Source organism: Ensifer adhaerens (genome assembly GCF_000697965.2).
GTDB lineage: Bacteria > Pseudomonadota > Alphaproteobacteria > Rhizobiales > Rhizobiaceae > Ensifer > Ensifer adhaerens.
This window is the reverse complement of the sequence record NZ_CP015881.1, coordinates 136918-154085: the sequence shown is the minus strand read 5'-3', so window position 1 is coordinate 154085 and position 17168 is coordinate 136918. Positions and strand designations below refer to the sequence as shown.

At 64.7% G+C, this 17168-nt stretch carries 16 protein-coding genes; 7 read left to right on the top strand and 9 right to left on the bottom strand.

Going from position 1 to position 17168, the window contains the following annotated elements; translation table 11 throughout:
- The first annotated feature begins 5 nt into the window (after nt 1–5).
- Genes nirB through FA04_RS20430 form a run of 5 tightly spaced genes read left to right on the top strand, consistent with a single transcriptional unit; the run spans nt 6 to nt 7208 of the window.
- Nucleotides 6–2456, top strand: a complete 2451-nt coding sequence (nirB, locus tag FA04_RS20450) for a nitrite reductase large subunit NirB (protein ID WP_034789794.1) — start codon at nt 6–8, stop codon at nt 2454–2456.
- Between the two features lie 4 nt (nt 2457–2460).
- A complete protein-coding gene (gene nirD, locus FA04_RS20445) occupies nt 2461–2796 on the top strand; it encodes a nitrite reductase small subunit NirD (protein WP_371273748.1) in 336 nt (111 codons plus the stop codon).
- A gap of 2 nt (nt 2797–2798) precedes the next feature.
- The gene (locus FA04_RS20440; RefSeq protein ID WP_034789796.1) at nt 2799–5456 is read left to right on the top strand and encodes a nitrate reductase; all 2658 of its coding nucleotides are present in this window, start codon (nt 2799–2801) and stop codon (nt 5454–5456) included.
- Complete coding sequence (gene cysG, locus FA04_RS20435) at nt 5428–6900, top strand: siroheme synthase CysG (RefSeq protein WP_034789798.1); 1473 nt, start codon at nt 5428–5430, stop codon at nt 6898–6900. Before FA04_RS20440 ends, cysG begins: the two co-directional genes overlap by 29 nt.
- Nucleotides 6894–7208 carry a hypothetical protein gene (locus FA04_RS20430; protein ID WP_034789799.1) on the top strand — a complete coding sequence of 105 codons (315 nt, stop codon included), beginning with the start codon at nt 6894–6896 and terminating at the stop codon, nt 7206–7208. Before cysG ends, FA04_RS20430 begins: the two co-directional genes overlap by 7 nt.
- 206 nt (nt 7209–7414) lie before the next feature.
- Here FA04_RS20430 and FA04_RS20425 read toward each other — a convergent pair whose 3' ends face one another.
- Nucleotides 7415–7594 (bottom strand): hypothetical protein, encoded by a 180-nt coding sequence (locus FA04_RS20425; RefSeq protein ID WP_034789801.1) that lies wholly within the window; start codon nt 7592–7594, stop codon nt 7415–7417.
- A 375-nt stretch (nt 7595–7969) separates the two neighbouring features.
- On the opposite strand from FA04_RS20425, the gene FA04_RS20420 reads away from it, so the two are divergent.
- On the top strand, nt 7970–10039 hold the full coding sequence (locus FA04_RS20420) for an ATP-dependent helicase (protein WP_034789803.1): 2070 nt from the start codon (nt 7970–7972) through the stop codon (nt 10037–10039).
- Between the two features lie 98 nt (nt 10040–10137).
- Here the strand turns inward: FA04_RS20420 and FA04_RS35680 are convergent, their stop codons facing one another.
- The gene (locus FA04_RS35680) at nt 10138–10305 is read right to left on the bottom strand and encodes a hypothetical protein (protein WP_089042981.1); all 168 of its coding nucleotides are present in this window, start codon (nt 10303–10305) and stop codon (nt 10138–10140) included.
- Nucleotides 10306–10501: 196 nt separating this feature from the next.
- Nucleotides 10502–10957 carry an SRPBCC family protein gene (locus FA04_RS20415; protein ID WP_034789805.1) on the bottom strand — a complete coding sequence of 152 codons (456 nt, stop codon included), beginning with the start codon at nt 10955–10957 and terminating at the stop codon, nt 10502–10504.
- A 169-nt stretch (nt 10958–11126) separates the two neighbouring features.
- Here FA04_RS20415 and FA04_RS20410 point away from each other — a divergent pair, with 169 nt between their 5' ends.
- Nucleotides 11127–12185 (top strand): adenylate/guanylate cyclase domain-containing protein, encoded by a 1059-nt coding sequence (locus FA04_RS20410; protein ID WP_034789808.1) that lies wholly within the window; start codon nt 11127–11129, stop codon nt 12183–12185.
- Nucleotides 12186–12237: 52 nt separating this feature from the next.
- Here the strand turns inward: FA04_RS20410 and FA04_RS20405 are convergent, their stop codons facing one another.
- Genes FA04_RS20405 through FA04_RS20380 form a run of 6 tightly spaced genes read right to left on the bottom strand, consistent with a single transcriptional unit; the run spans nt 12238 to nt 17150 of the window.
- The gene (locus tag FA04_RS20405) at nt 12238–13290 is read right to left on the bottom strand and encodes an alpha/beta hydrolase family protein (protein WP_034789810.1); all 1053 of its coding nucleotides are present in this window, start codon (nt 13288–13290) and stop codon (nt 12238–12240) included.
- Nucleotides 13277–13885, bottom strand: coding sequence for a gamma carbonic anhydrase family protein (locus FA04_RS20400; protein WP_063979487.1), 609 nt, complete (start codon nt 13883–13885; stop codon nt 13277–13279). The genes FA04_RS20405 and FA04_RS20400 overlap by 14 nt, the downstream gene beginning before the upstream one ends.
- A 27-nt stretch (nt 13886–13912) precedes the next feature.
- Complete coding sequence (locus tag FA04_RS20395; RefSeq protein ID WP_034789812.1) at nt 13913–14245, bottom strand: cupin domain-containing protein; 333 nt, start codon at nt 14243–14245, stop codon at nt 13913–13915.
- A gap of 13 nt (nt 14246–14258) precedes the next feature.
- Nucleotides 14259–15263: a quinone oxidoreductase family protein gene (locus tag FA04_RS20390; RefSeq protein ID WP_051659175.1), complete on the bottom strand. Its 1005-nt coding sequence runs from the start codon at nt 15261–15263 to the stop codon at nt 14259–14261.
- A gap of 27 nt (nt 15264–15290) precedes the next feature.
- Nucleotides 15291–16169 carry a beta-keto acid cleavage family enzyme gene (locus FA04_RS20385; protein ID WP_034789814.1) on the bottom strand — a complete coding sequence of 293 codons (879 nt, stop codon included), beginning with the start codon at nt 16167–16169 and terminating at the stop codon, nt 15291–15293.
- Between the two features lie 39 nt (nt 16170–16208).
- Nucleotides 16209–17150 carry a dioxygenase family protein gene (locus FA04_RS20380; protein WP_034789816.1) on the bottom strand — a complete coding sequence of 314 codons (942 nt, stop codon included), beginning with the start codon at nt 17148–17150 and terminating at the stop codon, nt 16209–16211.
- Nucleotides 17151–17168 lie beyond the last annotated feature (18 nt).

Genomic DNA, 17168 nt, shown 5'->3' with positions numbered 1-17168 from the left:
AGACCATGACCGAGAAACTCGTCATCATCGGCAATGGCATGGCGCCGGGGCGCATGCTGGAGCACCTGCTGGAAAAGGCGCCCGGGCACTACGACGTGACCATTTTCAACGCCGAACCACGCGTCAACTACGACCGCATCATGCTGTCGCCGGTGCTGTCGGGCGAAAAGGATTACGAAGAGATCATCATCCACGGCGACGGCTGGTACATCAAACACGGCATCACGCTTTACAAGGGTCATCGCATCGTCGCGATCGACCGCGATGCCCAAACCGTGACCTCCGACCATGGCGTGACCGAAAGCTATGACAAGCTGGTGATCGCGACCGGTTCGGTGCCCTTCATCCTGCCGGTGCCCGGCAAGGACCTGCCCGGTGTCATCACCTATCGCGATCTCGATGACGTGCAGGCCATGCTGCTCGCCGCCCAGTCGCGCGAAAAAGCCGTCGTCATCGGCGGCGGCCTGCTCGGCCTTGAAGCGGCCGCCGGCCTTGCCGGTCGCGGCATGGACGTCACCGTTCTTCACGTGATGCCGACGCTGATGGACCGCCAGCTCGACCCGGCCGCCGGCTATCTCCTTGAGAAGGAGCTGGAAGGCCGCGGCATCAAGATCATCTGCAAGGCCAACACCAAGGCGATCGTCGGCAACGGCAGGGTCGAAGGCATCGAGCTCGACGACGGCCGCATCATTCCGGCGACGCTCGTCGTCATGGCCGTCGGCATTCGGCCGAGTGTCGGCCTTGCGAAGGAGGCCGGCCTTGCGATCAACCGCGGCATCGTCGTCGACCAGGGCATGCAGACCTCGGATGGCCGCATCTGGGCGCTCGGCGAATGTGCGGAAGTGGGCGGCATGGTCTATGGCCTCGTCGCGCCGCTTTACGAGATGGCCCGTGTCGCCGCCTCGCATCTGGCTGGCGACCGCTCCGCCGCCTTTGTCCATTCCGACACGCCGGCCAAGCTCAAGGTCACCGGCATCGAACTTTTCTCGCTCGGCGACTTTGCCGATGGCGACGACCGCGAGGAGATCGTCCTGCGCGACGCCACGGCCGGCGTCTACAAGCGGCTGGTGCTGAAGGGCAACCGCATCATCGGCACCGTGCTCTATGGCGAAACATCCGACGGCGCCTGGTTCAACGATCTGAAGAAGAAGGAGACCGACGTCTCCGAGATGCGCCAGACCCTGATTTTCGGCCAGGCCTTCCAGGGAGGCGCTCCGCTGGACCCTATGGCGGCCGTTGCAGCCTTGCCGGATGATGCGGAAATCTGCGGCTGCAACGGCGTTTGCAAGGGTAAGATCGTTTCCACGATTGCCGACAAGGGCCTGACGTCGCTCGACGAGGTGCGCGCCCATACCAAGGCATCGGCCTCCTGCGGCTCCTGTACCGGCCTTGTCGAACAGCTGATGACGCTGACGCTCGGCGAGAGCTACAGACCGGCCGCCGTCCAGCCGATGTGCGGCTGCACCGATCTCGGCCACGACGACGTACGTCGGCTGATCAAGGCCAAGGGCCTGAAGACCATTCCCGCGGTCATGCAGGAGCTGGAATGGAAGACCTCCTGCGGCTGCGCCAAGTGCCGCCCGGCGCTCAACTACTACCTCGTCTGCGATTTCCCGGACGAATATGCCGACGACTACCAATCGCGCTTCATCAACGAGCGCGTTCACGCCAACATCCAGAAGGACGGCACCTATTCCGTCGTGCCGCGCATGTGGGGTGGGGTCACCAATTCCGGCGAGCTGCGGGCCATCGCCGACGTGGTCGACAAGTTCGAAATTCCGCTGGTGAAGGTGACCGGCGGCCAGCGCATCGACCTGCTCGGGATCGAAAAGGAAGATCTACCGGCCGTCTGGGCCGATCTCGGCAAGGCCGGTTTCATCTCGGGCCAGGCCTATGCCAAGGGTCTGCGCACGGTGAAGACCTGCGTCGGCTCGGACTGGTGCCGCTTCGGCACGCAGGATTCCACCGGGCTTGGCATCCGGATCGAAAAGTTCATGTGGGGTTCCTGGACGCCCGCCAAGCTGAAGATGGCGGTTTCCGGCTGTCCGCGCAATTGCGCGGAGGCCACCTGCAAGGACATCGGCGTCATCTGCGTCGACTCGGGCTTCGAGATCCATTTCGCCGGTGCTGCCGGGCTCGACATCAAGGGCACCGAGGTACTTGGCCTGGTGAAAAGCGAGGACGAGGCGCTGGAACACATCGTGGCGCTGACGCAGATGTACCGCGAGCAGGCCCGCTATCTCGAGCGCATCTACAAGTGGGCGAAACGAGTCGGGCTGGACGAGATCCGCCGCCAGATCATGGAGGATACGGACAAGCGCAAGGCCTACTACGACCGCTTCGTCTTCAGCCAGAAATTCGCCCAGGTCGACCCCTGGTCGGAGCGCGTCTCCGGCAAGGACAAACACGAGTTCCGGCCGATGGCGACGGTCGGCTTCCCCCAAGCTGCGGAGTGAGATGATGAACATGACCTGGCACCCGATCGGCGACATCTCGGACATTCCGCTGCGAGGCGCGCGCTGCGTGAAGACGCCTCAGGGCAAGATCGCCGTCTTCCGCACAGCCGAAAACGAGGTCTTCGCCATCGAGGACCATTGCCCGCACAAGGGCGGGCCGCTGTCACAAGGCATCGTCCACGCGAAGGCGGTCACCTGCCCCTTGCACAATTGGGCGATCTCGCTCGAAACCGGCAAGGCGCTCGGGGCCGACGAAGGCGCGGTGCGCACCATTCCGGTGCGTATTGACGGCGGCGTGCTGTTCATTGCGCTCGAAAGCCTGCTGATTGCGGCGGAATGACCATGGAAAAGGAGGTCAAGACCACCTGTCCCTATTGCGGCGTCGGCTGCGGGGTCATCGCGACGGTCGATGACAACGGCGCCGTCGCCGTGCGCGGCGATGCCGACCATCCCGCCAATTTCGGCAGGCTGTGCTCCAAGGGGTCCGCACTCGCCGAGACCCTCGACCTCGACGGTCGGCTGCTGCATCCGGAGATCGACGGATGCCAGGCTGGCTGGGACGAAGCGCTCGACCTCGTCGCCGCACGCTTTGCGGAAACGATTGCCGAACACGGCCCGGATTCGGTCGCCTTCTACGTCTCCGGCCAGCTGCTCACCGAAGACTACTACGTCGCCAACAAGCTGATGAAGGGTTTTGTCGGTTCCGCCAACATCGATACCAATTCACGTCTCTGCATGTCCTCGTCGGTTGCCGGTCATCGCCGTGCCTTCGGTTCGGATACGGTACCCGGGACCTATGAGGATCTGGAGCTGGCCGATCTGGTCGTACTTACCGGATCGAACCTTGCCTGGTGCCACCCCGTCCTCTACCAGCGCCTTGCCGCCGCCAAGGCGAAACGGCCGGGCCTCAAAATCGTTCTCATCGATCCGCGCCGCACCATGACGGCCGATATCGCAGACCTGCATCTCGCGATCCGGCCCGACGCCGATGTGGCGCTCTTCGTCGGGCTGTTCTCACATCTGGTTTCCAGCAATGCCGTCGACCAGAACTATGTCGCGGCGCATACGGCCGGCTTCGGTGATACCTTGCTCGCAGCAGGCGGTGTTTCGTTCGACGACGTGCTCGAGCGGACCGGCCTTCCGGCGATGCAGTTGCGCGAATTCTACCGGCTGTTTTCGACAACCGAGAAGGTCGTGACCTGCTACAGCCAAGGCGTCAACCAGTCGTCTTCGGGCACCGACAAGGTCAACGCGATCCTCAACTGTCACCTTGCGACCGGCCGCATCGGCCGGCCGGGCATGGGGCCGTTCTCGCTGACGGGGCAGCCGAATGCGATGGGCGGCCGCGAGGTCGGCGGGCTTGCGAACATGCTCGCCGCACACATGGCGATCGAAGATGCCGGTGATCGCGATCGCGTCCAGCGCTTCTGGCGTTCGCCAAAGATTGCCGAAAAGCCGGGGCTCAAGGCCGTCGATCTCTTCCGGGCGGTGGCAGACGGTCGCGTCAAGGCGCTCTGGATCATGGCAACGAACCCCGTCGTCTCGATGCCGGATGCCGACGCCGTCGAGGCCGCGATCAGGGCCTGTCCCTTCGTCGTGGTTTCCGACATCCTGAAAGAAACTGATACCGCCCGCCACGCGCATGTGCTGCTGCCGTCGCTCGGTTGGGGGGAAAAGAGCGGCACGGTCACCAATTCCGAACGCCGCATCTCGCGCCAGCGGGCGTTCCTCGCCGCACCGGGAGAAGCCCGGGCGGACTGGTGGCAACTGGCCGAGGTCGGTCGCCGCCTGGGCCATACCGATGCTTTCGCCTACGAAGCGCCCGCCGCGATCTTCCGCGAACATGCCGCGCTCTCGGCCTTCGAAAATGCCGGCAGCCGCGATTTCGACATTGGCGCCTATGCCGATCTTGCGCTTGAGGACTACGACGGGCTGACGCCCTTCCAGTGGCCCCAACGGCAAGGCCAGAAGCGCGCCGAAAGCCGTTTCTTTGCGGCGGGCAACTTCTATCACGCTGACGGCAGAGGCCGGTTCGTGGCCGTTCGCCCGGCAGAGACCGACCGCACCAATGCCGATTACCCGTTCACGCTCAACACCGGCCGCATCCGCGACCAGTGGCACACGATGACCCGCACAGGCAAAAGCGCGCGCCTCTCGGCCCATATCGCCGAACCGTTTGCGGAACTGCACCCGCGTGATGCGATGGAGATCGGCGTCGGCAACGCCGACCTTATCGAGATTGAAAGCCCTGAGGGCAAGGCGTTCGTGCGTGCGCTCATCACCGAGCGCCAGGCGCGCGGCAGCATCTTCGCGCCGATGCACTGGAACGACCAGTTTGCGGCGAAGGCACGCATCGATGTCCTCGTGCCGCCGATCACCGATCGTCTTTCCGGCCAGCCGGCATCGAAGAACATTGCGGTCGCCGCGCGAAAGTTCAAGGCGACGCACTACGCCTTCGCTGTCTCGCTGGCAAAGCCGGTCGATCCAGATGCTGCCTATTGGGCGCTGGCGAAGGCGGCTGGCGGCTGGCGATTGGAACTGGCTTTTGCCGAGCCGGTGGACGACTGGGCCGGCTGGTGCCGCCGCGTTCTTGCGATCCCGCAAGGCGTAGAGCCGCTCGGCTATGCGGATGCACAGACCGGCGACATCAGGCTCGCCTTCTTCGATGGTCCGCAGCTTCTCGCGGCCTTCTTCCTAGCGCGCGAACCGGTCGCCGTCGCGCGCAACTGGGCGATCGCACAACTCGGCGCTGACCACGCCAATCTGCGCAAGCGCTTCGCGCTCGTCGCGGGCCGTCCGGGGGCGGACAAGCCGGATCCCGGCGCCACCGTCTGCTCCTGCTTCGGTGTTGGCGTCAACCAGATCGTCGCGGCCGTACGCGGCGGTTGCCACAGCGTCGAGGCCGTCGGCGTGGCGCTCAATGCCGGAACCAATTGCGGCTCATGCCGCGCCGAAATCAGGGGGATCATCGATGGATGTCTTGCAGCAGCCGCAGAGTGACGGACCGGCCCGCATGGAGGCGCTCGCCAAGCTGCCCGTCTTCTGGGCGCTGGAGGGCCGGCGCGTCGTGGTGGCCGGTGCAACGGACGGAGCGATGTGGAAGGTCGAGCTTCTGGCCGCCTGCGGCGCCCGCGTCGACCTTTACGCTGAAGGGAACGACGAGGCGCTCGCGGCATTTGCCGGCCGTACCCCGCAACACCCCACCGCCAGCGTCACGCTAAACCGCCGGCACTGGGCGCCCGCCGATCTTGACGGTGCCGCGCTCGCCGTCGGCGATTGCGAGGACCAGGCGGAGGCGCGGGCATTCTTCGCCGCCGCCCGCGCGGCGGGCGTTCCGGTCAACGTCATCGACCAGCCGGACTTCTGCGAGTTCCAGTTCGGCTCGATCGTCAACCGCTCGCCCGTCATCGTTGCAATCTCGACCGATGGCGCCGCCCCGATCCTCGCCCAGACGATCCGCCGCAAGATCGAGACGCTGCTGCCGAAAAGCCTGAAGGCCTGGGCAGCGCTGGCCCAGTCTCTTCGTGGAGCGGTGAACCGCCGGATCGAACCCGGTCCCCGGCGCCGCCTCTTCTGGGAACGTTTTGCCGATCGCGTCTTTTCGACCATGGATACGCCGGAGGAGGGCGTAGGCGGGGTGCTTTTTGCTGATGCCGAAAGGCTCGCGGGAGCCCCCGCCATCGGTCACGTGACTTTGGTCGGCGCGGGACCGGGCGATGCCGAACTCCTGACGCTGAAGGCCGTGCGCGCGCTGCAAGCGGCCGATGTCATCCTTTTCGACGACCTTGTTTCTTCAGACGTGCTCGAACTCGCCCGGCGGGAGGCAAAGCGCATGCTCGTCGGAAAGCGCGGCGGCCGCGAAAGCTGCCGGCAGGAAGACATCAACGCCATGATGGTCAAGCTCGCCAAGGCTGGGAAACGCGTGGTGCGGCTGAAATCCGGCGACCCCATGGTTTTCGGCCGGGCCGGCGAGGAAATCGCCCATCTCGACCGCGAGAACATTCCCGTCGACGTTATCCCCGGCATCACTGCCGCAAGCGCCATGGCCTCCCGTCTCGGTCTGTCGCTGACCCATCGCGACTATGCCCAGTCGCTTCGGCTGGTGACCGGTCATTCCCGCCACGGCGGCCTGCCCGATGATGTCGACTGGGGAGGCATTGCCGATCCGCGCAGCACGGCGGTCTTTTACATGGGTGGCCGAACGGCGAGGCTGATTGCCGAAAAGCTTATCGGCGAAGGCCGTTCACCTGAAACACCGGCCGTGATCATGAGCGATGTCAGCCGTCCGACGGAACGCAGCTGGCGCGGCGCGCTCGCGACAATGCCCTTGGGCATAGCGGAGATCGGCTACGACAACCCGGTCCTCATCGCTGTCGGCGACGTGTTTTCGGCCCGAGACAAGCAGGCCGGATCGATCGAGTGCACTCTCGCAGGAGCATGCTGATGGGCATCTCCCTGGTGTTCATCGTTCTCGCCATCGGCCTCAGCTGGCCGCGTTTCAGGCTCATCTTCCTGGCTCAATCGAACGCTGCGCTGGCCGCAGCGCCCCTCACCATGGTTGCGAGTGCCGTGAACCTCTGCGCCATCGGCCTCGCTGTTGCAGAACACGGTCTGCTTTTCGGCGGATTGCTCATCGCCGGCGGTATGTTCTTCGCGAAAATAATGCAAGCCGTGCCTTCAACGCCGGGCATCTTGGCTTCAGCCCTGTGCCTTGCCGCCTACATCGAAATGACGATGACGGTCGTGGCGTGACGAGCTCAATGCTGCCCCTGAACAGACACCAGCGTCTGCTGACGCGCCAAGGGATATTCGAAGGCGTCGCCTCGTATCGACGTCCCGAATATCCCAAGGTCGCCACCGTAGGCTGGTTCTAAGCGCGCAGGCAGATCACGGCCATCTCCCAATTGAGGAATGAATGCCTGTACCGAACAAGTAAAGCCGCTGCCCCGCGGCCGACATCAGTCGACTGCCGTTTCCGATCCATCGCCGCTTTCGTCGAGTACGACCGTCTCGCCGAGCGGGGTCGCTGCAATTGACCTGATCTCTTGGGCGAGCGACGCCAGCTTGCGCGCAATCTCCTGCAATTCGGCGGTCGAGCCGGTGGCCTCGCAGGTATTTTCAACGCTCCGTTCGTCCATGTGCTCTTCCTCTTTCGAGTGGACGCAGGAGCGGAGCATATTTCTAATCTACTATATAAGGCCACAAGCCGTCGCGCGTTCTTCGTGCGGCGCACAGCCATAGGTATAGGCCGATCGATAAGCCGGCGATCACCCGCGACAGATCTCGATCCACGGCCGATTGGCCTTACCTGCAGCAATCAAGCCTATCGGCGATCTCGCAGGTCATCAAAACCTTGGAAGAGTGACATTCCGACGTTGCAGGAGCGAAAACTCGGCGACGTCAGGGTTTTCATCTGGATGCTAAATTGCTAGTTCTTTCTTTGTTCCTGCCCGACTCTTGGATGCAAATCGATGCGGGCAGTGACTGAGTGCGACGAAAACGAACGGGAACGCATGAGCGCCGCCTATCTCGAAAAACTCAATGACCGCCAGCGTGAGGCGGTCGAGCACGGTATCGGCTTGCCGGAAGGACAGGTCGGCGGCCCGCTTCTCATCATCGCCGGTGCCGGCTCCGGCAAGACGAATACGCTCGCCCACCGCGTCGCGCATCTCATCGTCAACGGTGCCGATCCGCGCCGCATTCTGCTGATGACCTTTTCTCGACGCGCAGCAGCCGAGATGACCCGCCGGGTCGCGCGCATCTGCCGCCAGGTCCTTGGCGACAACGCTGCAGTCATGACGGACGCGCTCTCCTGGGCCGGCACCTTCCATGGCATCGGCGCCCGGATCCTGCGCATCTACGCCGAACAAATCGGTCTCGGCCCGGATTTTACGATCCACGACCGGGAGGACAGCGCCGATTTGATGAACCTCGTGCGCCACGAGCTCGGCTTCTCGAAGACGGAAAGCCGCTTCCCGACAAAGGGAACGTGCCTTTCGATCTATTCGCGCGTCGTGAACTCTGAAAGCTCGATTGGCGACGTATTGAAGTCGGCCTATCCCTGGGTCACCGGCTGGGACGAACAGCTCAAGGCGCTGTTTGCGGCTTACGTCGATGCCAAACAGGCGCAGAACGTGCTCGATTATGACGATCTCCTGCTCTACTGGGCGCAGATGGTTTCCGATCCGGAGCTTGCCGAAGATATCGGCGGACGCTTCGATCATGTTCTTGTCGACGAGTATCAGGACACCAACAGGCTGCAGGCGTCGATCCTGATGTCGCTCAGACCGGGCGGCCACGGATTGACGGTCGTTGGCGACGACGCCCAGTCGATCTATTCTTTCAGGGCTGCGACGGTTCGCAATATTCTCGATTTCCCGAACGCCTTTTCGCCCGAGCCTGCCGACGTCATCACCCTCGACCGGAACTACCGCTCGACGCAGCCGATCCTCGCCGCTGCGAACGGCGTGATCGGCCTGGCGCGGGAGCGATTTACCAAGAACCTCTGGACGGACAGGCAATCGGAGCAGCGCCCGTTGCTCGTCGCCGTCAAGGACGAAGCGGATCAGGCCGCCTACATCGTGGAGCAGGTTCTCGCTGGCCGCGAGATCGGTATCGCCTTGAAGCAGCAGGCGGTGCTTTTTCGCTCGTCCAATCACAGCGGAACGCTCGAAGTCGAACTCACCCGCCGCAACATTCCGTTCGTGAAATTCGGTGGCCTGAAGTTTCTCGACAGCGCCCATGTGAAGGACCTGCTCGCAGTCCTGCGCTTCGCGCAGAACCCGCGTGATCGCGTCGCAGGTTTCCGGTTGCTGCAGATGCTGCCCGGTATTGGCCCACAGACCGCTGGAAAGATCCTCGATGCGATCGCCGCCGATCCGGAACCACTCGCGGCTCTTGCTGAGATCCCGCCTCCCGCCAAGACCGGCGAGAACTGGACCGGCTTCGTCGACCTGGTGTCCGGTCTGCGACGGGCCGAGCCTGGATGGCCGCAGGAGATTGGCGCTGCGCGCGCCTGGTATGAGCCCCATCTTGACCGGATCCATGAAGACGCCGACACGCGCAAGGCCGACCTGCTGCAGCTCGAGCAGATTGCCGGCGGCTACCAGAACCGCGAACGTTTCCTGACCGAGCTGACCCTTGACCCGCCCGATGCCACGAGCGACCAGGCGGGCGTGCCGCTGCTCGACGAGGACTATCTGATCCTGTCGACCATCCATTCGGCGAAGGGCCAGGAATGGCGCTCGGTCTTCATGCTCAACGTCGTCGACGGCTGCATTCCGTCCGATCTCGGCGTGGGTACAACTGCCGAACTCGAAGAGGAGCGGCGGCTGCTCTATGTCGGCATGACACGGGCACGCGATCATCTCTCCCTGGTGACGCCGCAGCGCTTCTTCACCCACGGCCAGAACGCCCAGGGCGACCGGCATGTCTACGCCTCGCGAACCCGCTTCATCCCGGCGACATTGCTTCAGTTTTTCGAGACGACGAGCTGGCCGAAGATCTCGGCAAGCGCCAGCGAGCGAAGCGCCAAGCAGATCCGCATCGACGTCGGCGCCCGCATGCGCTCCATGTGGAAGTGAGCGAAGGCGGTGGCGAGCTCGCGAATTGTGCGCTCGTGTCTGCAGACAGACCAAGCGAGGAGCGCGTGCCGCTCGCCAACCGCCGGTCTGTAGCGTTGTTAGCCTGGCAAGCTCGGCGGCGCGATAAACTGATAGTACGACCACACCGCAACCAAGGCGGCTATCAGTGCCAGCCAAATCAACGCCTTCCGCGGCACAGGGCTGGCCGGCTTCGCCTCCTTTTTCGGCTTTGGTCGTTCAAATTTGATGATGTTGTTGTCGTCCATTCGCTCCCATCCCGAGTAAACTCATACATGTCCCGGCGCGTTCAGCCAGCGCACCGCAATGACATGTACCGCCTAACGTCCTGATTTGGCATCAATAAGATGTGAAAGCAGGTTCGCGCCAATCCCAAGCAACATGGCATTCCAACGCCGTCGTCAAGCCTTCAGGCCCAGTCGTGGCAGGCAAGGGACGTCTGCATCAAGCCGCGCCGTCGCGGCCGAGCCAGGGATCGGGGCCTGGATCGCGGCCCGACGCAACCTGGCCCAGCCGCTCCAGATAATGTGCCCAGCCTTCCGCATGGCCGGCGCATTGTTCGGCGCTGGGCAGACCCGTTTGCGTAAGGCGCAGCAATGTTCCGGGCGGCTGCTCGATCAGGTCGATCTCGATCAGGCTCGAGCCGGGCGGGACAATGTCGCTGCCTTCCCAGCCGAAGCTATAGGCGAGCCGATGCACCGGCACGACCTCGCGGAAAGACCCGCGGGCAAAACGGGCCCCGGTTACGTTGACGAGATAGAGACCGCCGGGCTCCGCCTTGGTGTCGGCCTCCGTTCCCATCCAGCGCAGGATCTTTTCCGGGTCGGTCAAAAGAGCGAACACTGCGGCGGGTGGCGCCGGAATATGCGCTTCGCGGCGGACGACGAGGGCTTCTGGCATCGGTCTTCCCTTTGCTGATTGGCCTGCCTGCGGCTTGAGAGTCCTTCTGCAGGCTGCCGCAATCATAGACCGCCGTGACGGACGGCGCCACCGTCCGCCCCTGACTTGCGCGCAGCGCGGCGGCGGGAAAGGGCTTGTCCATAGGGCGCTCGACCCTATCCTCTTCGGCATGGATTTGTCCGCCCCCCTTGCCTGGCTCGTGGACGAGGCAAGCGCCTCGCAGGAGCCGGACCGATTCCTGTCCGACATTGGCCGCCGGCTCGTCGCCGACGGTCTGCCGCTCTCGGGCGGCGCGCTTACGCTCGCCGTGCCGCATCCGATCATCGCCCGCCGCACCTGGCTTTGGCGAGCCGAGACCGGCGTGGTGATCGAGAGCCTGGGCTTTGCCGGCGCCGTCTCCGACCGGGCGGGAGAGGAGTGGCTGGCCGGGCTCGGGCCACTGCTGCAACAATCGACCGGTTCGGGGAACGAACGCGCGCCGCTCGGCTGGGCCGGGACGCGCCCGTTCGGCCCGGAAGAGACGGCGCGGCTTGGTGATGTCGCGCGCTTTGCCGTCGCGCCCCTGGCGGTTCTTGCCGAGCGGGCCGCGCTCACCGCTCTGCTCGACGCCTATCTCGGCCGCCGCAGCGCCGCCCGTGTCCGCGCCGGAGCGCTCACCCGCGGCACCGGTGAAACCATTCGCGCGGCCCTGCTCTATGCCGATTTGCGCAACTTCACGGCGCTGTCCGAAACATCGGAACCCGCCGTGGTGATCGCGGCCCTCGACGCCTGGTTCGATCGCCTCGCCGGCGCGATCCATGCCTTTGGCGGCGAGGTGCTGAAATTCATCGGCGACGGCGTTCTGGCGATCTTTCCGGTGAGCGGCTCGCCGAGCGAAGCCTGCGACGCGGCCTTGCGCGCGGTCACCGCCGCGCGCGCCGGCATGGCGCATCTCGACCAGGCCCGGCAGGCCGAGGGGCTACCGCCGCTCTCCTTCGGCGTCGCCCTGCACCTCGGCGACATTCTCTGGGGCAATATAGGTGCCGCCGATAGGCTCGACTTCACAGCCATCGGCCCGGCGGTCAATCTCGTCAGCCGCCTGGAGGGCCTGTGCCGGCCGCTCGGCTGCTCCGTGCTGATCTCCGGTGCCGTGGCTGAGGCCGCGTCGACGCCGCTGCTGCCGCTCGGCGAGCATCCCTTGCGCGGCATCGCAGCACCCTGCGCCGTCTTCACCTTGCCGGACGCGTGACGCAGCCCTTCCACGGCCATGCCGTGAACGGCGAAGCGTCCGTCTTCGACGGTCACACGCGCGTGCGCTCCGCCACCCAGTCGGCGACAAGCGGGCGGTAGAGCCAGGGGATGTTGTTGCAGACGTGGTTGCCATCCTCGAAGATGTGCAGTTCGGCTCCACGCGCACAGATATCTGCGCATTTTACCGCTTCGGAGGGTGGAAAGATCTTGTCGCGTCCGCCGTGGAGGATGAGCGCCGGGGCGGTCGGCGGCGGGCAGCGCGCCAGCGTGAAACGGTCGGCACGTTCGCGAACATCCGCGCCCCCGAGCGAGAAGCGCATGTTGTCGCGATAGACCTGCGGCAGCGCGTCCCAGAACCCACCGAGATCGAAGAAGCCGTTGATGGAGACGACGCCGGCGAGCGTTGGCACGGACGCGGCGGCGCGCAGGGCAAGAAAGCCGCCGAAGGCCATGCCAACGAGCGCGACCTTGCCCGAAAGGCGCGGGTGCGCCTCTACCGACCGGATGGCCGCCTCAACCGCCGAACCGATGTCCGGGCGCAGCGTACCCATCGAACGGCCCTCACCCTGGCCGGGACCGTCGAGCGAAAGGGTCGCAACGCCGCGGGCATGAAAATGCCGCTCGAAGGCCGGGAATTCCTCCTTGGTCGAATCCGAGCCCGGGATGATCAGCGCCAGCGGGTGTGTGCCGTCTCCGTTCGGCACGCGAAGAACGGCCCGAAGCTCGCCGTCCTCAAAGGGCACAGCGACCATCTCGCCAGGCGGATCAAGCAAGGGTGCCGCGAGACGGTAGAGTTCCACCTTTCGCGTGGCGGCCCTCGCCTTTGCCTCCAGATCCTCGAAGGCCATGAATTGTCCGAAATGATAAAAAAGACTGGCGCGGGCATAGGCTTCGCCGGCGGTCACGTTGCGGCCGGCGACCAGAGCCGCAGCGCCGAGCTCTGCGTGACGCTCGCCCTCCTCGCTCCAGGCAGCAAGCCACTTCTGCCAGACGCCGGCTCGCTCGATGACGGCACGTGCGGTTGCCGACGGGATCCCGGCGACCTCCATGCGCGGGAGCCAATGCTCGACGACACTGACCAATCGGTTCTCATTCTGCGTCATGCATGTTCTCCCGCATGATGTAATTGCTTGGGTCCGCCCCCGACGATACGTGTTCGACGGAGACCGGCTGGAGATCCCCGGGATAGCTCCGGGCTTTCGCGCGATAGCGTTGCGCCCCGATCGACAAAGCTTCGGCCGTCTTTCCGTCAAGAACGCGCACGACCTGGGCGGGCACCCCGAGGACCAGAGAGCCGTCCGGGATGACCATGTTTTCCCGCACCAATGCGCCGGCGCCGATCAGGCATCGCTCACCGATCTGCGCGCCGTTGAGGATCGCCGCCCCCATGCCGACGAGGCTTCCCTTGCCGATCCGGCATCCGTGAATTGTGGCGTTGTGTCCGACGGTAACATCCTCGCTTATCTCCACGGGGTATCCGGGATCGGTGTGAACGACGCATCCGTCCTGGACGTTGCAGCCGCGCCGAAGGATGATCGGCTCGTTGTCGCCGCGCAAGACGGCGTTGAACCAGATACTGACATCCTCTTCGAGCCACACGTCGCCGATCACCACGGCGCCGGGCGCGACGTAAAATCGTCCATTGGCGGGAACGCGCGGCGCGCGCGCGCCCAGCTGGTAAAGACCCGATGAAACCATCAAATATTCTCCGTTCTGCGGCGGCGCTCAGGTCGGCATGGCGAGCAGGATGGACGCCGGCGCATTGGTGCGGTTGGCGAGCGCACGCGCCTCGCCGGGCGCAAGCCGGCAACTGTCGAGAAAGCCGAGCGTGACGCACTCGCTGCCGGTTTCGACCGTCACCTCTCCGGCAACGACGATGTAGATCTTCTCGACCGTGGCGTCCTTCAGCGACGTATGACCACCGGGCAGGAGGTGCGACAGGCCGATCCAGATCGTATCGGTTGCCGTCGCCTCCTTTCCCTGGAGCCGCAGGCAGTGCATGCCGTAGTGCTCCGGCGCCTCATAGGATCTGGCATCGCCGTAGCGCGTCACCTGCATCGTCCGCTCCTCCTCAGGGCACCAGCAGCACGCGCTCGGGCGTGCCGCGCAGCACCGAGGCGTAGGCCTTGGCGGCGTCGGCAAAGCCATAGACGGTCGCCGGATTGATCGGGAACGGCTTCAACTTGCCTTCCTCGAACTTCGGCTTGAGCTTGTCGAAGATTCGGGCACCCTCGACCGACGACAGCGCCAGCGTGTCGATGCCGATATATTTGTGACGCCCGCGGAAGAAGTTGAAGATATCGAACGGCACGGCGCGGTCGAAGGTGGAAATGAAGACCTGGCGCGCCTGCTTCGCCATCGCGTTGTTGGCGATCTCGAAATAGGGACTGCCGACCGTGTTGAAGACGATGTCGGCCCCGTGGCCGCCGGTCTTTTCGCGCACGATCGCCGCAACGTCATCCTTGGCGCTGTTGAGCATTTCGACCGGCGCGTTGGTGTGCGCCAGAAGCGGCTGCTCATTGTACTCGACCGCAAAGACCTTGGCGCCGGCCATGGTCGCGAGCTGGATGACCGCCTGCCCGACCTTGCCGTTGCCGCCGCAGACGAGCACGACATCCGTCGGCTGCACGCCGCCGGCTTCGCGCAGGCCCTCAAAGGCGGTGATGAACGGCACGCCGATCGAGCCCGCTTCCTGCATGGTGAAATTCGCAGGCTTGGCGCGCACCGCTTTCTGGTCGAGCACCATCCATTTGGCGTGGCTGCCGTCCTGGGTGATGCCGAGTTCGCCGCCCCCGCCCCAGATTTCCATGCCGATCATCGACGACGGTCCTTCGCGCACGATGCCGCCGAAGTCGCGGCCCGGCGTGCGCGGCCAGATGGCGTGCGGCATGTGCCCGAGGGATGCCTTCACGTCGCTGGGATTGACCCCCGCCGCGACGATCTCGACCAGCACCTGCCCGGGACCCGGCCGCGGCACCGCGACATCGACGACGTCGATCTTGAGATTGTCGAGATCGGGGGATTTTTCCGTCACCCTCAGCGCTCGGGCGATCTTCGCGTCCACCTGAATGTTCATTCTATGCCTCCTTGCAGAAATCGATGCCTATGCACGCAGTCCGAGAATTTCGCGGGCCTGGGAGGGCTCGGCGATCCGGCCGCCGAGCTTCTCGATCAGGTCTCTTGCCCGCTCGACCAGTTCGCCATTGCCTTTGGCGAGCACGCCCTTGGCGATGTAGGAGTTGTCCTCCAGGCCAACCCGAACGTGACCGCCGAGCAGATAGGCCTGAACGGCCATCGGGAACGACATTCGACCGACGCCGAAGCCGGTCCAGACGGCGTCGCCGGGCAGCATGCGCGCCGCGGTCGCCATCACGTCGGTGGTCGAGGGAAAGCCGTATTTGACGCCGGTGACGATCGTGAACATCGCCGGCGACTTCAGCACGCCGGCTTTCAGGAGGTCCTGCGCGAGCTGGATGTGGCCGGTGTCGAAGACCTCAAGCTCCGGCTTGGAGCCCGCCTCGTTGATAATGTCGGCCATGATCTTGACGTTGGCCGGCGTGTTGATGACGACCTCGGAGCCGAAGGTCATGGTGTTGAGGTCGAGCGTGGCGATATCAGGCTTCAGCGCGACGATGTGCTCGACCCGCTTTTCCGGCCGCATCAGCGTCGTGCGTGGTCCGGCGACCGCCGGGTTCTCGTCGCTCGGGTGGTAGCGGCCACCGGGCCCGGTCGTGACGTTGAGGATCAGCGCCGTGTTCTTGGCCCGGATGAGCTCGACGACCTCGCGGTAGTACTTTAGCTCCATGGAGGGCTTTGCCGTAACCGGATCGCGCACGTGGATGTGGGCGATCGCCGCGCCGGCATCGGCCGCCTCCAGGCAGGCATTGGCGATCTCTTCGGGCGTGACGGGAAGTCCGGGATGGTTTTCCCGCGTCGTAAGATTGCCCGTGACCGCGCAGGTGATGATGACGTTCTGCTGCATCACAAGCCTCCCGCGCCAGGGCGCGACCTGTTTGATCTCTCAGCCATGGTGCGCCACCTTCTTTCCGGAGATCGGAGGCAGCGGCAGGACCGATTGACCCTCCACCAGCTTGAAGTGATAGTTGCAGCTGTAGAAGGGCGCCGCGGCGCCCGGAAACTCCGGGTCCGGGCTATCGTGGCGGAAGAATTTCCCGACGATCTGCTGCTTCGCGCCGAAGACCACGTCGTTGACCAGGGCCTCGTGACTGTCGGAGAAGATCTGGGTGACGAGCGTCTTGTAGCCCGGCGCCGAGACGATGAAGTGGATGTGGGCCGGACGCATCGGTGTCCGCTTCTGCGCTCGCAGCAGGTCGCCAACCGGCCCGTCGGTCGGAACCGGATAGCCTGCCGGCTTCACCGACACGAAGTGAAAATGACCGTCGCCATCCGTGGTGAAACGGCCGCGCAGGTTGAAGTCGTCCTGGGTCTCGTCCTGGTTCTCGTAAAGCCCGACCGGGGACGCCTGCCAGACATCGAGGGTCGCCCCTTCGACGGGTCGGCCGGCTGGATCGGTCACTCGCCCGGTGAAGTAGAGCTGCGATCCCGGCGTATCCGAACGGGCGATGCAGTCGCCGTTTAAGCATTTCGGCGCACCCCCGCGATAGAACGGCCCCAAGAGCGCTGACAGCGTCTCGCCCTGCATGCCGTCATTGTTGATCAGGTCGATCAGCGTCGAAGCGCCGAGCACGTCGGCGGCAAGCACGGTCTCGTTGTGCGCCTCGTTGGTCGCCTGGCCGACCGCCGTGATCCAGCGCAGGGCGTACTCGAATTCCGCCTCGGTCGGGCGCGCTTCCAGCAGGAAGGCGTGCAAATGCCTGACCATCGTGTCCATGATCTGCTTGAGCCGCGGATCGTCGCCGCGCGACATGGCGGCAAGCACCGTCGGCGTGACGTCGGCCTCCTTGGAAATCAGTTTTGCCTCGGGGCTGATATGGCTGTTCATCCCTGTTCTCCTTTCCGC

Excerpts from the sequence above, each read along its gene's own strand:
- cysG (WP_034789798.1), top strand. The coding sequence starts at position 5,428 with ATGGATGTCTTGCAGCAGCCGCAGAGTGACGGACCGGCCCGCATGGAG.
- FA04_RS20415 (WP_034789805.1), bottom strand. The coding sequence starts at position 10,957 with ATGCCAGAAGCCCTCGTCGTCCGCCGCGAAGCGCATATTCCGGCGCCA.
- FA04_RS20440 (WP_034789796.1), top strand. The coding sequence starts at position 2,799 with ATGGAAAAGGAGGTCAAGACCACCTGTCCCTATTGCGGCGTCGGCTGC.
- FA04_RS20380 (WP_034789816.1), bottom strand. The coding sequence starts at position 17,150 with ATGAACAGCCATATCAGCCCCGAGGCAAAACTGATTTCCAAGGAGGCC.
- FA04_RS20420 (WP_034789803.1), top strand. The coding sequence starts at position 7,970 with ATGAGCGCCGCCTATCTCGAAAAACTCAATGACCGCCAGCGTGAGGCG.
- nirD (WP_371273748.1), top strand. The coding sequence starts at position 2,461 with ATGAACATGACCTGGCACCCGATCGGCGACATCTCGGACATTCCGCTG.
- nirB (WP_034789794.1), top strand. The coding sequence starts at position 6 with ATGACCGAGAAACTCGTCATCATCGGCAATGGCATGGCGCCGGGGCGC.
- FA04_RS20385 (WP_034789814.1), bottom strand. The coding sequence starts at position 16,169 with ATGCAGCAGAACGTCATCATCACCTGCGCGGTCACGGGCAATCTTACG.
- FA04_RS20410 (WP_034789808.1), top strand. The coding sequence starts at position 11,127 with ATGGATTTGTCCGCCCCCCTTGCCTGGCTCGTGGACGAGGCAAGCGCC.
- FA04_RS20400 (WP_063979487.1), bottom strand. The coding sequence starts at position 13,885 with ATGGTTTCATCGGGTCTTTACCAGCTGGGCGCGCGCGCGCCGCGCGTT.
- FA04_RS20425 (WP_034789801.1), bottom strand. The coding sequence starts at position 7,594 with ATGGACGAACGGAGCGTTGAAAATACCTGCGAGGCCACCGGCTCGACC.
- FA04_RS20395 (WP_034789812.1), bottom strand. The coding sequence starts at position 14,245 with ATGCAGGTGACGCGCTACGGCGATGCCAGATCCTATGAGGCGCCGGAG.
- FA04_RS20430 (WP_034789799.1), top strand. The coding sequence starts at position 6,894 with ATGCTGATGGGCATCTCCCTGGTGTTCATCGTTCTCGCCATCGGCCTC.
- FA04_RS20390 (WP_051659175.1), bottom strand. The coding sequence starts at position 15,263 with ATGAACATTCAGGTGGACGCGAAGATCGCCCGAGCGCTGAGGGTGACG.
- FA04_RS20405 (WP_034789810.1), bottom strand. The coding sequence starts at position 13,290 with ATGACGCAGAATGAGAACCGATTGGTCAGTGTCGTCGAGCATTGGCTC.
- FA04_RS35680 (WP_089042981.1), bottom strand. The coding sequence starts at position 10,305 with ATGGACGACAACAACATCATCAAATTTGAACGACCAAAGCCGAAAAAG.